This is a genomic window from Kribbella sp. NPDC059898 (assembly GCF_042730855.1).
In the GTDB taxonomy this organism is placed as follows: domain Bacteria; phylum Actinomycetota; class Actinomycetes; order Propionibacteriales; family Kribbellaceae; genus Kribbella.
In genome coordinates this window covers 78223-96690 of sequence record NZ_JBHWKR010000003.1, presented here as the reverse complement: position 1 = coordinate 96690, position 18468 = coordinate 78223, and the positions used below count along the sequence as shown (strand labels likewise).

The following is an 18468-nucleotide window of genomic DNA, read 5'->3' as shown; positions in this document are numbered from 1 at the left end:
TCGGTCCCCGCGCGGTCCGGCGTTCCGCCACGGCCCGGTCGTGGCACGACACAGGAGGAAATGTTGGCCCGACGAGGTCAGCGCCAGCCCGGCGCTACCCGTTCCGCACCCCGTCGCCGGCGTCGCGTCCGCGACGGTGAGTCCGACGGTCTGATCCAGGTTCTCGCGCAGGCTGTCCGCGAGGTCGAGAACGCGGTCACCCGCGCCGCGATCAAGCCGTCGACCCGGACGAAGTTCCAGGTCGTCGCACTGCTGGTCCGCGAGGAGCGGGCCCGGGTGAACGGCGACGCCGCGGCCACCGAGGCGTACCGGACCGAGCAGCTCCGGCGGCTCGACGGGATCGCGACGATCCTGGCCAAGACCGCCGCGCTGGAGCCGTCGCTGCTCGTGCTGCTCGCCGAGGACGCGGTGATCTCGGAGGCGGCGGCCGCGCTCAAGCGGCAGATGATCGAGGAGGCCGGCCTGGAGGCTCCCGAGGAGCCCGAGCCGGCCGAGCCGGCGGCCGTCCCGGAGACCCAGGCCCGGCGGGTGGTGCCGCAGGCCGTGGTGTCCCGGCAGCTCGCCAACCCGTTCCTCGCCCCGGACTTCTCCGCGGCCCCGAACCGCCCCGCCGGCCCGAGCCGGCTCGGCGGCTGGGAGCTGATCGGCCCGCTGCTGCGCTCGTTCGAGCACGCGGCCGCCTCGGCCACCATGACGCTGCCGGACCCGACCTCGCTGCGGCTGGCCGGCGGGATCGACGCCCTCCGGCTCCGCGGCCTAGAGCTGATGCCGCACCAGGCCCGGCTGATCGCCGCCGCCGCGGAGGGCCACCGGACGTTCCTGCTCGCCGACGAGCCCGGCCTCGGCAAGACCGCCCAGGCGCTGCTCGCCGCACAGGCCGCAAACGCGTACCCGCTGCTGGCCGTCGTACCGAACGTCGTCAAGACCAACTGGGCCCGCGAGGCCGGCCTCTGGACCCCGCGCAAGGTCCCAACGGTGATCCACGGCGACGGTGACTCGATCGACGGGTTCGCGGACATCGTGGTGGTGAACTACGAGGTCCTCGACCGGCACGTCGGCTGGCTCGGCGACCTCGGGTTCCGCGGCATGGTCGTGGACGAGGCGCACTTCATCAAGAACAAGAAGTCGCAGCGCTCCCGGAACGTGCTCGAACTGTCCAACCGGATCCGCTCCCGGACCACCCGGCCGCTGCTGATGGCGCTCACCGGTACGCCGCTGATCAACTCGATCGAGGACTTCACCGCGATCTGGGAGTTCCTCGGCTGGGTCGACGAGAAGGCGCCACGGGCCGAGCTGATGGAGAAGCTCGACGCCACCGACCTGACCCCGGCCGACCCCGGGTTCGCGGCGGCCGCCCGGGCCAGCGTGATCGACATGGGCATCGTCCGGCGCCGCAAGGTGGACGTCGCCGCGGACATCCCGGCCCGCCGGATCGCGGACCTGCCGGTCGAGCTGGACGGCGCCCTCGGGCGATCGATCCGGGCCGCCGAGCGGGAGCTCGCCGACCGGCTGGTCGAGCGGTACCGGACCGCGCTGGAGACCCGGCGTTCGGGTGCCGTCGTGGACGGCATCGACCACGACCTGGTCCGCCAGGTGGCCGGCTGGGAGCGGACCGAGATGGCCGCGAAGAAGACCGGCGACAACGTGTTCAGCCTGTTCCGCCGGATCGGCCAGGCGAAGGCCGGCCTGGCCGCCGACTACGCCGCGCAGCTGGCGCAGAACGTCGGCAAGGTGGTCTTCTTCGCCCGGCACATCGAGGTGATGGACACCGCCGAGGAGCTGTTCGCCGAGCGCGGCATCAAGTACTCCTCGATCCGCGGCGACCAGACGTCCCGGACGCGGCAGAAGAACATCGATGCCTTCGTCAACGATCCCGACGTGTCGATCGCGGTCTGCTCACTGCTCACCGCGGGCGTCGGCCTGAACCTGCAGGTCTCCTCGAACGTCGTCCTCGCCGAGCTCTCCTGGACGAACGCCGAGCAGACCCAGGCGATCGACCGGGTGCACCGGATCGGCCAGGACGAGCCGGTCACCGCGTGGCGGATCATCGCCGCGCAGACCATCGACACCCGGGTCGCCGACCTGATCGACGCCAAGGCCGGCCTGGCCGCCATGGCCCTCGACGGCTCCGACGAAGAGGTCAGCTCCTCCGCCGACTTCCAGCTAGAAGCCCTGACAGCCCTCCTAACCCAAGCCCTCGCGACCGCCACCTGATGAACCTCTTCCTCGAGTCGTGGGATTCGGTGGGCGACACGGCGTATCGGCGACCTCGATCCACGACTCGCGGTGGCGGACGCCAGCCAAACGCTACGACTCGGCGGGGGTTGAGGTCAGCTCGCCTACCGGTAGGTCGGTGTCGAGGGTGTTGGTGGGCGGGGCGAGGGGGCAGGTCCAGTCGGGGCTGTAGGCGCAGGACGGGTTGTAGGCGAAGTTCAGGTCGACGACAAAGCGGCCGGTGGACAGGTCGCTGCCGAGGTCGGCGCCCTTGACGGTGTCGATCAGGTAGCGGCCGCCGCCGTACGTCTGCTGATTCCTGTCCTTCACGGGGATGAAGAGGCCGCCGCCGTAGGACTCGAGCCACCAGACGTCGAGGTTCCCGATCGGGAGATGCAAGGTGCCCACGAGGGAGAACGGGATCACGCCGTCGGTGGCCGACTGGAACTCCCAGCTGTCGGGCTTCACGTCGGTGTCGATGGTGGTCTCGTAGCGGAACTGGGGGTTGTACGAGGCGACCGGCGCTCCGCGATACATGGCGCGGTCTTGGCCCGGGACCGGGGATGCTGGGTGGTGGGTCAGGAGGTTGTTGCGGGTGGTTTGCCAGTGGGCGTGGGCCTTGGCTGGGTCGGGTTCGGCGCGAACGGCGGCGTACAGCTCGAACACCCGCCGGCGCCAGTCCCCCACCGCAAGCGCCGCCGCCCCGAACCGCGCGCCAGCAGGTACGACGCGATCGGCTCGGGTACCAGCATCACCTGTCAGCTCGTTCTCCGGATCCATCGGATCTCCTGTCAGCTCTTGAGGGCCTCGGCGGACTGGGGCCAGTACTTGTGGATCTTGTCGAGGTACGACTGCGCCTGCGGGCCGGCCTTCCGGCCGCGGGCGAAGATGCGCATGTTGCCGCCGCCGGCGTTGTAGCCGAGGGCAAGCAACTCGTCCTTGGTGTACAGGTCGGCGCGCTTCGCCGGCAGCCGTTTCGCCAGGTCGTGCAGGTGCCAGGCCGCGGCCTCGATCGCCAGCGCCGGGTTGTCCGGCAGCTCTTCCCACTTCCGCTTCGCGAAATCCCGGCCGCGTTTCGTCTCGTCGAATGCGGCCTTGTGCATGTTCGCGATCCCGAACGCCGGGTTCGAGTCGACCTCCGCCCATTGCCGCTCGAACTTCGGGTCGTGCGGCTTGTACGACTCGGCATACAGGATCGCCATCAGCAGCTGCGGATTCACTCCCGCCTGCTTCGCGGACCGCCGTACGTCGGTTGCGAAGTGGGCCGGGTCGTAGTCGTCGTACCAGGCCTTCGCCGCCGTCGCGCTCGGTTTCGCGGGCTTCGCCGTGGTGGTCGTCTTCACCGTCGGGACGGGTTTGTCCCCGGTCGTCCTGTCCGAGCACGCCGCCCAGACGCCGACGAGAAGCACCCCGATCGCCGCCCAGCCCCACCGCTTCGACACCTGCACCCCGCCAAACCTACCGTCCGCTGCCGGGGACCGCGGGTTGGAGTGGGACGGGACGCCGACCGCGCTCGGAGTACGCAGCGTGCTCGACGTACCGCTCGCGAGTCCCGGCGTACGGTCGGTGTGCTCGGGCTGTACCGCCCGAAGCTGCCCGACGCGGGGCGGTCCAGCACACACCGGTGGCCTCCGGTTCGCTGGGAACCGGAGGCCACGCGGTTGCTTCAAGCGACTGTTACTTGCCCTGGAGGACGCTGAACAGGTGGGTGTGGTCGTTGGTGCCGAGGACCGCTTCGGCACCCGGGCCGTTGGCCCAGACCGGGATGCCCGCGCCGGTGTGCTGCTGGCTCGGGCCGGACGCGACCGGGGCCTTGCCGTCGCCGCCGAAGCCGGCGGTGCCGTAGGTCAGGGTCAGGGTCTGGCCGTCCTTGGTGGTCACGTTGGTCGAGTAGCCGGTCGGCAGGCCGGTGCCGCTCGCGTCCTCGCCGACGATCTGGCTGGTGTGCGAGTGGTCCGCGGTGACGACGATCAGCGTGTCCGGGTGGGTCTTCTGGTAGTCCAGCGCGACACCGACCGCCTTGTCGAAGTTTACCGTCTCACCGAGCTGGCCGCAGGCGTTGGTGGCGTGGTCCTGCTTGTCGATCGAGGCGCCCTCGACCTGCAGGAAGAAGCCCTTCTTGTTCTCCAGCAGGCTGATCGCCTTCGACGTCAGGTCGGCCAGGCTCGGCTCGTTCGCCGGGCGCTGGTTCTCCTGGCAGGCGGCCGGGGTGTTGCCCTTGCCGAGGGACGCGGCCGGGCCGGTCCACTCCAGCGACATGTTGCTCTTGTTGAACAGGCCCAGCACCGGCTTGCCGGCCTTGACCGACTTCAGCCCGGCGGCGTCGGTGACGTACTGGATGCCGTTCTGCTTGGCCTGGTCGACCACGGTCTTGCCCGCGTACGGGCCGCCGGTGATCTGCTGCTCGAACCGTCCGCGGCCACCGCCCAGCAGCACGTCGACCTTGTGGTCGACCTCCTGCTCCGCGATCGAGCCGAGACCTCCGGCCGCCTTGGTCTCCTTCGGGCAGTTGGCCATGTCGGCCGGACCCTGGCAGCCGCGCAGCGACATGTGCGAGGCGAGCACCGCCGGGGTGGCGTCGGTGATCTCCGCGGTGGAGACGTTGCCGACCTTCAGGCCGCGCTGCTGGGCCAGCTCGAGTACGGTCTGGTAGTTCGTACCGGGGACGTTGTCGGCGCTGCTCGGACCCTGCGAGATCCGCTCGTCGATGGTCTTCTTGCCGGTCGCCCAACTGGAGCCGGTGGAGGCCGAGTCCGGGTCGTAGTCCGGCAGGTACGGCGCCTTGGCGCCCGGCTTCACCGACCAGGTCGTGTCGAAACCGGTGTACTTCGCGCGGTCGACGTTCAGCTTGTTCTGGACGCCCTGGTAGTACCGCGCCGCCGTGATCTCCTGGGTCCCCATGCCGTCGCCGAGGAAGAAGATCACGTTCTTCGGCCCGCGCTGCGGGTTGTGCTTCTCGGCCTGGGCCGAGTCGAACGCGCCGCTGGCGGAAAGCGCTTGCTAGGATTGCGTGATGATCTACGAGCTGAACCATGTCGGTGGGCGGGTGCAGGATCTCGACGCGAGCCTGGCGTTCTACGGCGGGCTCGGCGCGGAGGTCGTGGACCGGTTGTTCATGAGCGGGTCGCGAGTGAGCCGGGTGCACCTCCAGGTCGCGACCGGGCTGGTCGAGCTGCTGCACCACGAGCAGGCGGACCCGGACGCGACGTACGGGCTGAACCATGTCGGATTCATGACCGACGACCTCGACGGGGACTACGCACGGTTGATCGCACTCGGGTACGACGAACTCTCGTCACCACGGGTCGCCGGCAGCGGGCAGGGGCGGCTGGCGTTCCTGTCCGACCCGAACGGCGTACGCGTCGAGCTGCTGCAGCGGTCCGAGGAGTTCCGGGTAGCACCGATCACGTCAGGTCCGGTGCGGGCACTGTCGTACGTCGGTCTCGCGGCCCCGGACGTCGACGCCGCCACCGAGTTCTACGGCACCCACCTCGGGATGGAACAGATCGCCGACGACACGTTCAGCCTGGGCCAGGACGCCGTCAAACTCTTGCCCTCAGCAACCACCCCGATCGCTCACCTCGGCCTGACCACCACCGCACCACGCCCCACAACCACAGACCCCGACGGCAACCACCTGCACTTCCTCTGACCACACCCGGCCGGCACGCACTGGGAGCGGTTAGGTGTTTGCGTGGGCGGCGACGCGAGTCAGGAGCTGGCGCCACGACTCGAGGGGTGCGACCTGTAGGCCCACGACCTTTCCCGCGTCGTCCGCGCGCCGCAGTGCGACCGCGGCCGCGAAGTCGGGATCGCGCTCGAACGCCCGTACCTCGTCCGCCGTCATCGCCCCGCCCTGCGCCACCAACGTACGGCGACTCGACGCCGACAACCGCTCCGCGTGCACGGCATCCGTCGCCACCAGGTACCGCTTGGCGACCACGTGCAGCTCGACCAGCCGCGCCACCCTCTCCCCCAGCAGCCCACGCACCGCCGCCGCGCCGTTCCGTCCGTGCCCGGCGTCGTCACCTGGCCGCAGCAGATGCCCCACATCGTGCACCAGCCCCGCGACCTGCAACTCCTCGTCCGCCGGGAAGTCCTGCCGCAGCAGCTCGGCGCACTGCCGATCGTGGTCGAGGATGTCGACCGGGTCCCCACTCCGGTCCGGCGTGTCCCACACGCCCGCACACTTCCCGAGCAGCGCCATCAACTCGTCCACCGTCGCGACCGCCATACGCCGCAGCGTAGGCAGTCCGGATGAACACCCGGCGACTGCCGGTCGCTGTCGACGCCCCTCTAGGCTGGGGCGATGTTCGACTACGACGCGGAGATGCGGTTCTACCAGCCGCGCTTCCGGACGGCCTGTGGGATTCGGCCGGGTGATCGGGTGCTGGACGTGGGATGTGGTGGCGGACAGACCACGCGGGACGCCGCGAGGGATGCGGCGCCCGGGGTGGTGCTGGGTGTGGACGTGTCCGAGCGGATGCTGGATGAGGCGCGGCGGCGTACGTCCGAGGAGAACGTCAGCTATCTGCACGCGGATGCGTCGACGTACGAATTCGAGAGCTATGACGTGGGGATCAGCCGGTTCGGGGTGATGTTCTTCGCGGAGCCGGCTGGGGCGTTCGCGAATCTGCGGCGGGCGTGCCGGCGGATCGTGCTGATGGTGTGGCAGCCGCGCGTCGACAACGAGTGGGCGCGGGTGATTCCGGAGGCGCTCGGCGGGGCGTTCCGGGACGATTCGCCGTTCTCGCTCGGCGACCGCGAGCGGACGCGGGATCTACTCGTGGCGGCGGGGTTCGCCGAGCCGACGTTCACGGACGTACGGGAGCCGATCTTCTACGGGTCTCAGGTACAGGCGGCGTACGACAACGTCCTTCAGCTCCGTGAGCCGCAGAACCTTCTGGACGAGCTCGACCCCGCTGCTGCCGAGCGCGGGCGGACCACCTTGCGGGAGACGCTCGCCGCGCAGGCGACCGGCGACGGCGTGCTGTTCGGCTCGGCGGTGTGGATCATCGAGGCGGAGTGACCCAGGTCACATTTACGGTCTGTCTATTCGGCGGCGGCCCGGTCGACGCACAGGCACAAGCAACCTACGAAGGAGCATCACGACATGCGTAAGCTGATCACCACCGCGTTCATCTCGCTCGACGGCGTCGTGGAGGCCCCGGGCGGCGAGACCGGGTACCGGAACACCGGCTGGACCTTCAAGGACATCCCGTACGACGAGGCGGCGTACCAGCTGAAGGGCGAGGAGCAGGAGGAGGCCACCGCGCTGCTGCTCGGCCGGGTGAGCTACGAGTCGTTCGCCCCGATCTGGCCGACGGTGGCCGAGTTCCCCGGCTACCTGGCGATGCCGAAATACGTCGTCTCGACCACGCTCCAGGACAGCGACCTCGTGACGAACTGGAACGAGATCCACATCCTCCGCTCGCTCGACGACGTCGCCGCGCTCAAGGAGACCGAGGGCGGCCCGATCATCGTCAACGGCAGCGCGACCCTGAACCGGGGCCTGTCCGACGCCGGCCTCATCGACCAGTACAACCTGCTCGTCTTCCCCGTCCTGCTCGGCGCCGGCAAGCGCCTCTTCAGCGACGCCGACCGCGACAAGATCAACCTCACGCAGACCTCCAGCCAGTCCTACTCGAACGGCATCCAGCGCCTCACGTACGACGTACAGCACTGACCGTCAGGCGTCGCGCGGTGGGGTGAGCCAGCGGGCGGCTGCGTGGTAGGTGTCGTCGGGCGTGCTGTTGAACGCGATCGCGGCGTCGGGGGCGTGCCGGCGGACCAGGTTGATGACCGTCTCGAACAACCCGGACTCTTCGTCGGCTCTCCGGATGCCGCCGCCTACGACCACGCACTCCCACGGCTGCGCGGTCAGTGCGGCCGTCACCACCGCCTCGATGTCGTCGCTGCCGTCCAGGCCGACGAGGCACGTCTCCGCGGCGACGCCGTGCGCGGCGAAGTCCGCCATTCCGGCCTGGATCCCGGTCGCGACCGGCTCCGGGTCCCACGGCCCGGGCACCCGGTACGGATCCAGCCCGAGTACCAACACCCGTGGCTTGCTGTCCATCCGACGAGACTAACGCTCGAAGGAGAGCACGGTGATGCTGTGCGGCGGGAACTCGTAGCTTCCGTCGAAGTCCGCCGTGCCAAGGTCGCGCAGCGCCACGGTGTCCGGTGCGCCGAGGGTGTTGACCGCGAGTACGTCGTCCGCGCTCAGCCGCTTGACCGCACATCTCGCCGGCAACGCCTCCCGACGACCGTCGAGGCTGAGACCGGCGCGGATTGTGTCCTCGCGATGCCGGTTGATCACCGCGATCCGGATCGTCTCGCCGTCCGTCGTCGCCGACACGTCCAGGTCCGGCACCGTCGCCGGCATGCTCCGGAACTCGCCCCGGTGGTCCCGTTCGTCCCCTTGCCGTACGTCGGTCAGCCGCCCGGGCGACCGTACGTCGGCGGCGAGCGCGATCGGGCCGAGGTGGTTCTGGTACAGGTCCCACACGTGGTACGTCGCCGCTCGGACCGAACCGTTGGGCCGGGCAACGATCACGCCGTTCGCGTTCAGCAGATTGACCGTGTTCGCCATCGTCACCGGAACCTCGCGGGCACCCGCGCGGTGCAGGGCGTGGAAGACGCCCGCGTAGAACAGCGCATCCGCGAGGGTGCGCGGGCTCCACCGGTTCACCCGCTGCGCGGGATGCGTGGACAGACCGTCCACGTCACGGGCGACCGTACCGCCGTCGTCGGAGGGTTGCGGCTCCGGCCAGCTCGCGGGCTCGACGTGCCGGATGTTCCACTCGTCCATGGCGAGCCCGAGCGGGCGGTCCACCCCGGTGCGGGCGGCGAGGGCGCCGACCAGGTCGGAGTACTGGGCGATCTGCTGCTCGAAGTACAGCGACTGGGCAACGATCGCGTCGTACTCGGCGGCGCCGTCGATCAGCTGCGTGGTCGCGCCGTACAGATGGAACGACAGGTAGTCGATCTGGTTGCCGACGGCCCGCAGTACGGTCTCGGTCCAGTCGGCGTCGGGCTGACCGACCGCGACGAACTTCAGCGCCGGGTCGACCGCGCGCATGAAGCGAGCGTGCTCCGCGGCGTCGGCGGCGTACGCGGCGGCGGGGCGGTGGCCCAGCTGCCAGTCGCCGTACACCTCGTTCCCGAGGCCCCAATACTGCACGCCGTACGGCGGACGGCCGCGGCGGCGGGTGTACTCCGTGTCGCCGGCGTAGTTCGTGTACTCGACCCAGCGGACCGCCTCGTCGACGTCGCGGCAGCTGTGCGCGAGGTACGGCACGGTCCCGACCTCGGCGCACCAGGCGAGGAACTCGTCGGTGCCGAAGCGGTTGTCCTCCTCCGAGCCCCACGCCAGCTCGAGCCGCCGCGGGCGGCCGGCGCGCGGGCCGATGCCGTCCTCCCAGTGGTACGCCGACGTGAAGTTGCCGCCGGGCCAGCGCACGATCGGGAGGCCCAGCTCCCGGCAGAGCTCGATCACGTCCTTGCGGAGACCGCTGCGGACGTCGTCACCGCCGTACGACAGTGGGGAGCCCTCGTCGAACACTCCGCCGTCGATGTTGCCGAAGAACGCGGACTCCAGGAAATGCCCGTAGATCATCGGGTCGATGGGATGCTGCCGGTCGCTGTGGATGTCGATCGTGGCGGCGAAAGTCACGGCACCCAACTATAGACTGCCACCCATGCCGCCGAACGTTCTGCTCATCTGCACCGACCAGCAGCGTTTCTCCGCATTGGGTGCCTCAGGCAACGATGAGATCGACACGCCCAACCTGGACCGGCTGGCAGGTCAGGGCGCGTTGTTCGAGAACTGCTACGTGCAGAGCCCGGTGTGCGCGCCGTCGCGGGCCAGCCTGATGACCGGCCGGTACGTGCACCAGCACGGGCTCTGGGCGAACGGCGTCGGGCTGCCGGATCACGAGCGGCTGTTCAGCAAGGACCTCGCGGACGCCGGGTACGACTGCGGCCTGGTCGGCAAGTTCCATCTGAACGCGTGCTTCGGCGGGCGGACCGAGGTGCGGCACGACGACGGGTTCCGGGTGTTCCGCTGGGCGCACGATCCGTACCCGGGGTCGTCCGAGAACGAGTACCACCGGTGGCTGTACACGGTCCGACCGGACCTCGTCGGGGCCGAGCTGGACTACGACTCGCTGCCCGCGGAGATCCACTACAGCCGCTGGATCGGCGAGCAGACCATCGACTTCCTCACCCGGTCCCGCGAGCGGTCCAAGCCGTTCTTCTTCGTGGCGAACTTCTTCGACCCGCACCACGGCTTCGGCGCGCCGGAGGAGTACGTACGCCGGTACCGCTCGCGCGAGCTCAGTCGCCCGATCCCGGACGACCTGTCCGGCAAGCCCCCGATCCAGACGGAGGCGTCGCACGAGTCGTACGCCGGCCACGCGCGCGGGTTCACGACGTACAGCCAGGAGGAGCTGCAGGAGGTCAAGGCGGCGTACTACGCGATGGTGACGCTGGTCGACGACGAGGTCGGGCGGATCCTCGACGCGCTGGACGCGGAGGGACTGTCCGACGACACACTGGTGGTGTTCACCAGCGACCACGGCGAGATGCTCGGCGACCACGAACTGATGCTCAAGGGCCCGATGCTGTACGAACAGGCCGTCCGCGTCCCACTCATCCTCCGCTGGCCGTCAACCCTCCCCGCCGGCACCCGCCGTACCGACCTCGTCCAGTGGATCGACCTCTCCGCCACCATCCTCACCGCCGCCGGCCTCACCCCCCACGGCGAAGGCGAGGACCTCCTCCAGCCGTCAGGTCGAGACTGGGCCCTGTGCGAGTACCGCAACAGCGGCCACCCGTACGCCGACCCCGTACACCTGACGATGCTCCGCCGCGACCACTGGAAGCTGATCGTCCAACACCCCAGCCGAACCCGCCCCCGAACCGGCGAGCTCTACAACCTCACCACCGACCCCAACGAACAACAAAACCTCTGGAACGACCCCACCCACCACACCACCCGCACCGCCCTACAGGAGTTCCTCCTGGACACCCTCGTCTCCACCGAAAACCGCCCCCAACCCCGCCTCGCGGACTGGTAGTCAGGCCGTTGTGAAGCGTTGTTCGAGGGTGTCCAGGAAGGATTGGACCTGGCGGTAGGTTTCTGAGCTGTAGGCGCCGACGCTGCGTTCGGTGGACAGGGCCTCGCGCATGGCGTCCAGGTAGCGGCGTTGGATGACTTCCGTTTGTTCGCGGGTGTCGGGCTTGGTCTCGCGGAGTTGGCGGGTGCCGGCGACGAGGCGGGGCAGGATGCGGTCCTTGAGGGCGCTGGCGACCTCTGGGTCGAGTGGTTCGCCCTCGACGGTCTGCTCCGCCAGCGGGCCGACGGCGTCGATGGCGGATTCGCCGATCTGGCGCATGAGTTCCTGGACCGAGTCGCGTTTGTCCTCGGCGCTCTCCGGGCGGAAGCGCAGCTTCGCGATCACCGCCGGGAGGGAGATCCCGAACAGCACCAGCGTGATCAGCGCGACGATGAAGGCCGCGAGTACGACGGTGGCGCGGTGCGGCGTACCGGCGGGGATCGTCTGTGCGGCGGCGACCGTGACGACGCCGCGCATACCGGCCCAGGCGAGCACCAGAAGGCCGCGCCCCGTGATCGGCTCCCGCTCCTCGAAGTCGGCGTCGGCGCGGCCGCGGGCCAGCCGTTTGCGGGCCCACGCGACCCGGTTCTCCTCACGCTGGCTCGACGGCTCCATCGAGTCCAGTCGTTCCTCGAACTGGTCCAGCTGCGCATGTGCCTGCTCGTGCCGGTCGCCCGGCCCGAAGCGGCTCTGCACCGCCGGCCACGCGAGCCCCAGGAACCGCAGCGCGATCAGCAGCCCGACCACGAGCAGCACCAGCACCGTGATCTCACCCAGCGTGGTCTCCGCGCGAGCGTCGTTCACCAGTTCCGGCAGCTCGTACCCCATCGCCAGGAAGACGCCGCTCTCCAGGATGAAGCTGATCGTCGTCCAGGTCGTCGACTGGGTCTGCCGGTCGCGCGCGCTGAACCGCCGGTTCCCGAGCGCGCCGGTCAGCAACCCGGCGATGACCACGGCCAGTACGCCGGACGCGTGCGCCTCCTCGGCCGGGAAATACGCGAGGAACGGCACCGCGAACGAGATCGTCGTGTTCAGCACCGGATCGTCCAGCCGCTGCCGCAGCAGGACTGTCACCAACCCGACCGCTCCGCCGATCAGGATCGCGCCGACCACCGCCCACACAAAGTCGAGCACGGTGTGACCGAGGCTGAAATGCGTGGTGACGGCCAGCGCCGCGACCGCCGTACGAAGCACCACCAGCGCGGACGCGTCGTTCACCAGGCTTTCGCCTTCGAGCACGGTCATCAGCCGTGGTGGCAGCCCGACCCGGTGCCCGATCGCGGTCGCCGCGACCGCGTCCGTCGGGCTGACGACGGCTCCGAGCGCGACCGCCAGCGCGAACGAGATGCTCGGGAACGCCGCGTGCACGAGCGCCCCGATCACCAGCGCCGACACGATCACCATCACGACCGACAGCCAGGAGATCAGCCCGAAGTTCCGCCGTACGTCGATCACCGGGAGCTTGACCGCCGACGTGTAGAGCAGCGGCGGGAGGACGCCCGCGAGGATGATCTCCGGCTCGATGTGGATGGCCGGCGTACTCGGCAGGTAGCTGGCGCCGATCCCGAGCGCGACCAGCAGCAACGGCGCCGCGACGCCGGTCCGCCGCGCGAACACCGAGGCCGCGATCATGATCGCGAGCCCCGCACCGGCAATCAGAACGATCTGGTGGTCCACGCGACCGGAGTCTACGGCGGGCCAGGGTGGGAACCAGGGATTCACACTGGTGTCACGGGCGGCCCGCGGCGGCAGATTGGGAGTCAGCGAAACACACAGCTCCCCTGGAGGAAGTCATGAGCACCGACCTGAAGTTCGAAGCCGTCGTCATCCCGGTCGCCGACGCCGACCGCTCGAAGGAGTTCTACACCGGCCTCGGCTGGCGCCTCGACGCGGACTTCGCGTTCGACAACGGGTTCCGGGGCGTCCAGTTCACCCCGCCGGGCTCCCCCGCCTCGGTCCAGTTCGGCAGCAACATCAGCACCGCGGAGCCAGGTACGGCGCAAGGCCTGTACCTGGTCGTCGACGACATCGAAGCCGCCCGGTCCGAGCTGCTCGCGGCCGGCGCCAAGGTCGGCGACGTGTTCCACCCGAGCGCGCCGGGCGCACAGTTCGAGCCCGCCGCCGACGGCCGCGTGGCCGGTCCGGCGGGCGACCGGTCGAGCTACGGCTCGTTCGCGACGTTCAGCGACCCCGACGGCAACACCTGGCTGCTCCAGGAGGTCACGACACGGCTCCCCGGCCGGGTCAGCGAGGCGACGTACGGCTCCGTCGCGGACCTCGAGGAAGCGCTCCGGCACGCGGCCGCCGCCCACGGGGAGCACGAGGCCCGCACCGGCCAGGCCGACGAGAACTGGCCGGCCTGGTACGCCGCCTACATGCTGGCCGAGCGCACCGGTTCCGAACTTCCGCAGTAGAGCATGTAGAGGACGCCGTCGCGGCTCCGTCCTCCGGGCAAGCACCACCTACCGGAGGAGAATCACGAAGATGGCAATCAAGCGGATGGACCACATCGGGGTCGTGGTCGAGGACCTCGCGGCGGCGAAGGCGTTCTTCCTCGAGCTCGGTATGGAGCTCGTCGGCGAGACGACGGTCTCCGGGCCGTGGGTGGAGGGCGTGTCCGGGCTGCCCGGGGTGGTCGCGGACATCTCGTTCCTGCGGACGCCGGACGGACACGGTCAGCTCGAGCTCACGACGTACCAGAAGCCGCTGGCGACCACCGCGGAGCCGTCGGCGCCGCCGAACACGCTCGGGATCCGGAACCTGATGTTCGCGGTGGACGACGTCCGCGACACCGTCGAGCGGCTGACGGCGCACGGCGGCGAGCTGGTCGGGACGATCGAGGAGTACCTGCCGTCGAAGTACTTCTGCTACCTGCGCGGGCCGCAGGGCGTCATCATCGCGCTCGCCGAGGACTAGGTGGTGGCTGGTAATTCCGCGCCGTAGCGAGGAGATGCCGTGCCGGGTGCCCCGCAGTAGGCGGGGAATTGCCAGACACCACCTAATTGTCCATGGCACCGCCTAGCGTGCGGTGCATGAACCGGATCGATCGGCTGTACGCCCTCGCGGAGGAGCTGCGTGCCGCCGGACCCCGTGGGCGTACGGCGCGGCAGCTGGCGGCACGTTTCGAGGTCAGCGTGCGCACCATCGAGCGTGACCTGAGCGCGCTCGGGCAGGCCGGCGTGCCGCTGGCGACCAAGCAGGGCCGCACCGGCGGGTACTCCGTGGACCGCGCGATGAGCCTCCCGCCGCTGAACTTCACGCCGCGGGAGGCGATGGCGGTCGCGGTCGCGCTGAGCCGGAGCGACCACATCCTGTTCGCGCGGGACTCCCGGACCGCGCTGCAGAAGATCGTCGCCGCGATGCCGCAGCGGGACCTGGACGAGGCGCGCACCGCGACCGCGAAGGTGCGGTTGCTGGTGCAGCCCACGCCTGACCCGGACGGCGAGATCGCGGAGCAGATCTGGCGGGCGGTCCGCGACAACCAGGTGCTGCGGGTCCAGTACACCGACGTCGGGGGTGTCGAGACGGTCCGCGAGATCGAGCCGCAGCACGTGGTCGTCGGGCCGAACGGGTCGTACCTGACCGCCTGGTGCCACCTGCGGCAGGAGGACCGGGTGTTCCGCATGGACCGGATCACCAAGGCCGAGCGGACCGCGACGCTGCCGCAGCGCCGGCCGGCCCCGGACGAGCTGCACGTGGCCGGGTACGAGACCAAGCTGCCGGCCGCCGCGCTGCGTCCGGAGGATCTTTTTCCAACTCCGACATAGGGCTGTCGCGAACCGCTGGAAACGTGGTTCTCACGCAGTCCACTCGAGTTGAAGGAGAAGTTCCATGAGTACTCCCGCACCCGGCACGCTCGCCTGGTTCGAGGTCGCGACCGACAACCCGGACGCGGCGGAGAAGTTCTACGGCAGCCTGTTCGACTGGTCGTTCGAGTCGTCCGGCAGCCTGACGTCCGGCGGCCTCGACTACCGCAACATCAGCGCCTCCGGCGCACAGCAGCCGATGGGCGGACTGTTCGCGACCAAGGGCGAGCTGCCGAACCACGCCGTGTTCTACATCCTGGTCGCCGACATCGAGGCGACCTGCGCGGACGCCGAGCAGCTCGGCGGCACCGTGGTCAACAAGCGGGTCGGCATCGGCGGCGGTACGCCGGACTTCGCCTACCTGCGCGACCCGGCCGGCAACCAGTTCGCCGTCTTCACACCACGGCCTGAGTAATGTCACCCACCAGCCCCGCGTCCCCGCCGGCCGGCACCGGCGGGGCGCAGGCCCTGTACGACGAGCTCACCGACGACCTGCTCTACGACCCCGCGATCGGGCAGGGCACGATCATGGGCCACCCCTGCATCCGCCTGGCCGGCCGCTTCGTCACCTGCCTGGAACGCAACGGCACCGGCCTGATCCTCAAACTCCCCGCCGCCCGCGTCACCGCCCTGATCGCCGCCGGCACCGGCGTCCCGTTCACCGCCAACCGCACCCCGATGCGCGAATGGGTCACCATCCCGACCGCCGACCGCGAGGTGTGGGAGTCCCTCATCGGCGAGGCGGTCACCTTCGCCCGCAGCACCCTCAAGTAGCGGAAACTACCGGTGGAGGACCCAGGCGCGGTGGTCGTCGGGGCGAGGCCGGTAGCTGCACCCGGTGCCGGTGCTGACGGCGTCACGGAGGTGCGACGCCAGTTCGGGGTCGATTGCCTCGATGCGGGCGATCGCTGTGGTGATCGCTTTGGTGGCCGCTACCCGGGCGCGTTCGCTGGTGGAGCCGGTGGCCCGTTCCCGGCCGCCCAGTCCGGTGGCCGAGCGCAGTTCGGCGATGAGGGCTTCGCGTTCGGCCGTGAGCGACTCGACGCGAGCCAGGTCGGACCAGCTGGTTGCCTCGTCCAGTTCGGCACCGAGGTCGGCCAGCCGTTGCCGGTACGCCGCCGCAGCCTGCCGATCGAGCTGTGGCCCGGTGTCGTGCTGGATGACGGTCGCGCCGTCGGTGACGAGATCGATCGCGGCGACCGACTCACCCGGGTTGGACAGCAGCCGGCGAAGGTAGTCGAACCCGCGGAGAGCACGCACCGGACGCGCGTCAGCGCCGATCAGCCACACACCGTCCTGAGCGGGATGGAAGTGCACGGCGGACGGCCGGGGGCTCACAACCCGTAGGCCGAGCGTGTCGAGGCGGGCGTGCCACCAGGTGGCGCCCAGTCTGCTGTAGGACGCGAGGGCTCGGGCGCTCAGCTGCCCGGCCCGGTCGGTGTCGCCGCTGACAGTTGCGGCCCGGGCGAGTACATCGTCGGTCAGGCCGTGGAAGTAGACAGCGCCGGCGTTGACCACAGCCCGGTTCTCGTACGGCGTCAGCAGGCCGGCCGCCGTACCGATGAGCTTGTCGTCGCCCACCACGAGAGCCGCCTCGAGCACGCAGTACAGGTTGAGGAGGTAGTTCACGTCGCGCGGCAGCGCCTCCAGTGCGTCGAGCTGTCCGAGCAGCGGCCGGGCGCGATCGGGGCGGTTCAGCACCGCCCAGATCGACGCCGCCTCGATGGCGACCTCGGTGACACCCTCGCGGTGCGCGAAGTCCTCCATCTGCTCGGCGACCTCCACGGCAGCCGACTCGTCGCCGGTGTGGAGTCCGGTGTAGCCGCGCATCACACCCGTCACCATCCGTGCGTCGGCCAGCCCTGCCCGCGCCGCGGCGTCCTCGGCGGCCGCGATCAGCTCGTCGCCGGGCAGACCGCGGACGTGGTCGTACATCCACTGCCTGGACGTGGCGAAGAACCTGGCCCTCGGCGACTCGGCCGCCAGCTGCTCGAGCGCCCGGAGCTGCCGCCGGATCGCCTGGATCCGCAGGGTTTCCCACCCGACCTGCAGGCTCCACAGGTGGCCGCGGAGGCGGGCGTCCGGATCGAGTACGTGCGCCGAGACCTCGTCGAGCCGCGCCGCCGTCGCTTCCCGGAGCGCGAGTTCGTCGGGGCCCCAATGGGCCGCGAGTACGGCGTCGAGACAGTCCGCGACGAGCTCCGGATCGGCGGTTTGCTCGGCGTTGGCCAGCGCCTCCTGCGCGAACGACGCCGCCCGGTCCGCGTGCCCGCCGTACGCCCAGCACCGGGCCAGCGCCGCGGCCACCCGAGCCCGGTCGGCCGGAGCGGTCGTCCGGGCGAGTACGTCGTACAGCTCGGCCGCGAGCCGCCCCGGCTCGGTGCCGAAGACGTGGCCGCCCGCGGCGTCGAGAACCGCCCGGGTCCGCTCCGCCAGCTCGGTGTCACGCCGGCTGCTCGTCACACCGATCACGGTACTGCTCGCTCACGGTCGGAGCAGGCGTACCTCGGCCGTGTGCAAGGCCTGCAGCGCCTCGTCCCAGTCGCCGGTGCAGTACACCCGCAGCTCGGAGATCTCCCCTGCCGGGCCGACGTCCGCGGCGATCTGCTCACGGCAGTACCAGTCCTGCCCGCCATCGCGCCAGCGTTCCTCGAACGCGATCACGAACCCGGCGGCGGTCCGGTCCACCCGCTCGACCCGCACGGTTCCGGCGTACGGGTGCAGCTCGCGCCGGGCCGCGATCGTCGCCGCGCCGGACCCGAACTGCCGCCGCCAGTGCGGCAGGCTCAGGTCGGCGAAGCAGTCCGCCGCGAGCAGCCCGTCGGGCACGGACCCGGTCTCGAGCCACTCGACCAGCCGCGCCACGGCGGCGTCCACCTCGGCCCGGACCGCGACACCGGTCATGCGCCCGCTCCCGCCCGCTCGAGGTTGGCCCCGACCACCGCCATCGTCTTCTCCAGCTCCTCGGTCGGGCTGAACTCGACGACACTCGTCCCGGCCGTCACCAGCGGGAGATGCCCCGGACCGGCGTAGTACGCGTCACCGGTCCGGTACGTCTCGCTGTGATCGGCCCACCGGAACGTGACCTCGCCCGCGGTCACGAAGCCCCAGTGCGGGCACTGGCACCGGTCGTCGGGCAGTCCGGCGAAGAACGGCGCCGGGTCCACGTCCCGCGGATAAGTCTCGAACGCCACCGTGTAGTCACCCACCGGTGCGTACTTGCCGGACAACTCCGGGATGTCGACCGCCACCGGGGTGGTGGCGAGATTCGCGCTGGGCATGATGTCCTCCTCTGCTCGTGCCGACATCCGTACGGCGTAACTCCCGGA

Annotated in this window: 20 protein-coding genes; 10 read left to right on the top strand and 10 right to left on the bottom strand. The window is 70.2% G+C overall.

What is annotated here, in order from left to right; genetic code table 11:
* Positions 1–60 precede the first annotated feature (60 nt).
* Complete coding sequence (locus ACFV9C_RS10560) at positions 61–2214, top strand: DEAD/DEAH box helicase (protein ID WP_380192469.1); 2154 nt, start codon at positions 61–63, stop codon at positions 2212–2214.
* A gap of 93 nt (positions 2215–2307) precedes the next feature.
* On the opposite strand, the gene ACFV9C_RS10555 is transcribed toward ACFV9C_RS10560, so the two are convergent.
* The 3 genes from ACFV9C_RS10555 to ACFV9C_RS10545 are packed head-to-tail and all read right to left on the bottom strand — an operon-like array spanning position 2308 to position 5139.
* A complete protein-coding gene (locus ACFV9C_RS10555) occupies positions 2308–2994 on the bottom strand; it encodes a DUF1684 domain-containing protein (RefSeq protein WP_380192467.1) in 687 nt (228 codons plus the stop codon).
* Between the two features lie 11 nt (positions 2995–3005).
* Positions 3006–3836: a transglycosylase SLT domain-containing protein gene (locus ACFV9C_RS10550; RefSeq protein ID WP_380192465.1), complete on the bottom strand. Its 831-nt coding sequence runs from the start codon at positions 3834–3836 to the stop codon at positions 3006–3008.
* 55 nt (positions 3837–3891) lie between these two features.
* A complete protein-coding gene (locus ACFV9C_RS10545; protein WP_380192463.1) occupies positions 3892–5139 on the bottom strand; it encodes an alkaline phosphatase in 1248 nt (415 codons plus the stop codon).
* Between the two features lie 88 nt (positions 5140–5227).
* Between ACFV9C_RS10545 and ACFV9C_RS10540 the strand changes: the two genes are divergently transcribed.
* Positions 5228–5866: a VOC family protein gene (locus ACFV9C_RS10540; RefSeq protein ID WP_380192461.1), complete on the top strand. Its 639-nt coding sequence runs from the start codon at positions 5228–5230 to the stop codon at positions 5864–5866.
* A gap of 30 nt (positions 5867–5896) precedes the next feature.
* On the opposite strand, the gene ACFV9C_RS10535 is transcribed toward ACFV9C_RS10540, so the two are convergent.
* The gene (locus ACFV9C_RS10535; RefSeq protein WP_380192459.1) at positions 5897–6448 is read right to left on the bottom strand and encodes an HD domain-containing protein; all 552 of its coding nucleotides are present in this window, start codon (positions 6446–6448) and stop codon (positions 5897–5899) included.
* 75 nt (positions 6449–6523) lie between these two features.
* Between ACFV9C_RS10535 and ACFV9C_RS10530 the strand changes: the two genes are divergently transcribed.
* Positions 6524–7243 carry a class I SAM-dependent methyltransferase gene (locus tag ACFV9C_RS10530; protein WP_380192458.1) on the top strand — a complete coding sequence of 240 codons (720 nt, stop codon included), beginning with the start codon at positions 6524–6526 and terminating at the stop codon, positions 7241–7243.
* 84 nt (positions 7244–7327) lie between these two features.
* Positions 7328–7900: a dihydrofolate reductase family protein gene (locus ACFV9C_RS10525; protein WP_380192456.1), complete on the top strand. Its 573-nt coding sequence runs from the start codon at positions 7328–7330 to the stop codon at positions 7898–7900.
* Positions 7901–7903: 3 nt separating this feature from the next.
* Here the strand turns inward: ACFV9C_RS10525 and ACFV9C_RS10520 are convergent, their stop codons facing one another.
* Both ACFV9C_RS10520 and ACFV9C_RS10515 read right to left on the bottom strand, forming a co-directional pair.
* A complete protein-coding gene (locus ACFV9C_RS10520; protein WP_380192454.1) occupies positions 7904–8290 on the bottom strand; it encodes a hypothetical protein in 387 nt (128 codons plus the stop codon).
* A gap of 9 nt (positions 8291–8299) precedes the next feature.
* Positions 8300–9889, bottom strand: coding sequence for an alpha-L-arabinofuranosidase C-terminal domain-containing protein (locus ACFV9C_RS10515; protein ID WP_380192452.1), 1590 nt, complete (start codon positions 9887–9889; stop codon positions 8300–8302).
* Positions 9890–9914: 25 nt separating this feature from the next.
* Between ACFV9C_RS10515 and ACFV9C_RS10510 the strand changes: the two genes are divergently transcribed.
* Complete coding sequence (locus tag ACFV9C_RS10510) at positions 9915–11294, top strand: sulfatase (RefSeq protein ID WP_380192450.1); 1380 nt, start codon at positions 9915–9917, stop codon at positions 11292–11294.
* Here the strand turns inward: ACFV9C_RS10510 and ACFV9C_RS10505 are convergent, their stop codons facing one another.
* Positions 11295–13010, bottom strand: coding sequence for a cation:proton antiporter (locus ACFV9C_RS10505; protein ID WP_380192447.1), 1716 nt, complete (start codon positions 13008–13010; stop codon positions 11295–11297).
* A 116-nt stretch (positions 13011–13126) separates the two neighbouring features.
* Here ACFV9C_RS10505 and ACFV9C_RS10500 point away from each other — a divergent pair, with 116 nt between their 5' ends.
* From ACFV9C_RS10500 to ACFV9C_RS10480, 5 genes are all read left to right on the top strand, one after another.
* Complete coding sequence (locus tag ACFV9C_RS10500; protein ID WP_380192446.1) at positions 13127–13747, top strand: VOC family protein; 621 nt, start codon at positions 13127–13129, stop codon at positions 13745–13747.
* 70 nt (positions 13748–13817) lie between these two features.
* A complete protein-coding gene (locus ACFV9C_RS10495; RefSeq protein ID WP_380192444.1) occupies positions 13818–14249 on the top strand; it encodes a VOC family protein in 432 nt (143 codons plus the stop codon).
* 116 nt (positions 14250–14365) lie between these two features.
* Positions 14366–15100 (top strand): helix-turn-helix transcriptional regulator, encoded by a 735-nt coding sequence (locus ACFV9C_RS10490; RefSeq protein ID WP_380192443.1) that lies wholly within the window; start codon positions 14366–14368, stop codon positions 15098–15100.
* Positions 15101–15164: 64 nt separating this feature from the next.
* Positions 15165–15554, top strand: coding sequence for a VOC family protein (locus ACFV9C_RS10485; RefSeq protein ID WP_380192442.1), 390 nt, complete (start codon positions 15165–15167; stop codon positions 15552–15554).
* Positions 15554–15913, top strand: a complete 360-nt coding sequence (locus ACFV9C_RS10480) for a hypothetical protein (protein WP_380192441.1) — start codon at positions 15554–15556, stop codon at positions 15911–15913. Before ACFV9C_RS10485 ends, ACFV9C_RS10480 begins: the two co-directional genes overlap by 1 nt.
* A gap of 6 nt (positions 15914–15919) precedes the next feature.
* Here ACFV9C_RS10480 and ACFV9C_RS10475 read toward each other — a convergent pair whose 3' ends face one another.
* Genes ACFV9C_RS10475 through ACFV9C_RS10465 form a run of 3 tightly spaced genes read right to left on the bottom strand, consistent with a single transcriptional unit; the run spans position 15920 to position 18420 of the window.
* Positions 15920–17602, bottom strand: coding sequence for a hypothetical protein (locus ACFV9C_RS10475; RefSeq protein WP_380192440.1), 1683 nt, complete (start codon positions 17600–17602; stop codon positions 15920–15922).
* A 21-nt stretch (positions 17603–17623) separates the two neighbouring features.
* Positions 17624–18043: a hypothetical protein gene (locus ACFV9C_RS10470; RefSeq protein WP_380192438.1), complete on the bottom strand. Its 420-nt coding sequence runs from the start codon at positions 18041–18043 to the stop codon at positions 17624–17626.
* Positions 18040–18420: a cupin domain-containing protein gene (locus ACFV9C_RS10465; RefSeq protein ID WP_380192437.1), complete on the bottom strand. Its 381-nt coding sequence runs from the start codon at positions 18418–18420 to the stop codon at positions 18040–18042. The genes ACFV9C_RS10470 and ACFV9C_RS10465 overlap by 4 nt, the downstream gene beginning before the upstream one ends.
* Positions 18421–18468 lie beyond the last annotated feature (48 nt).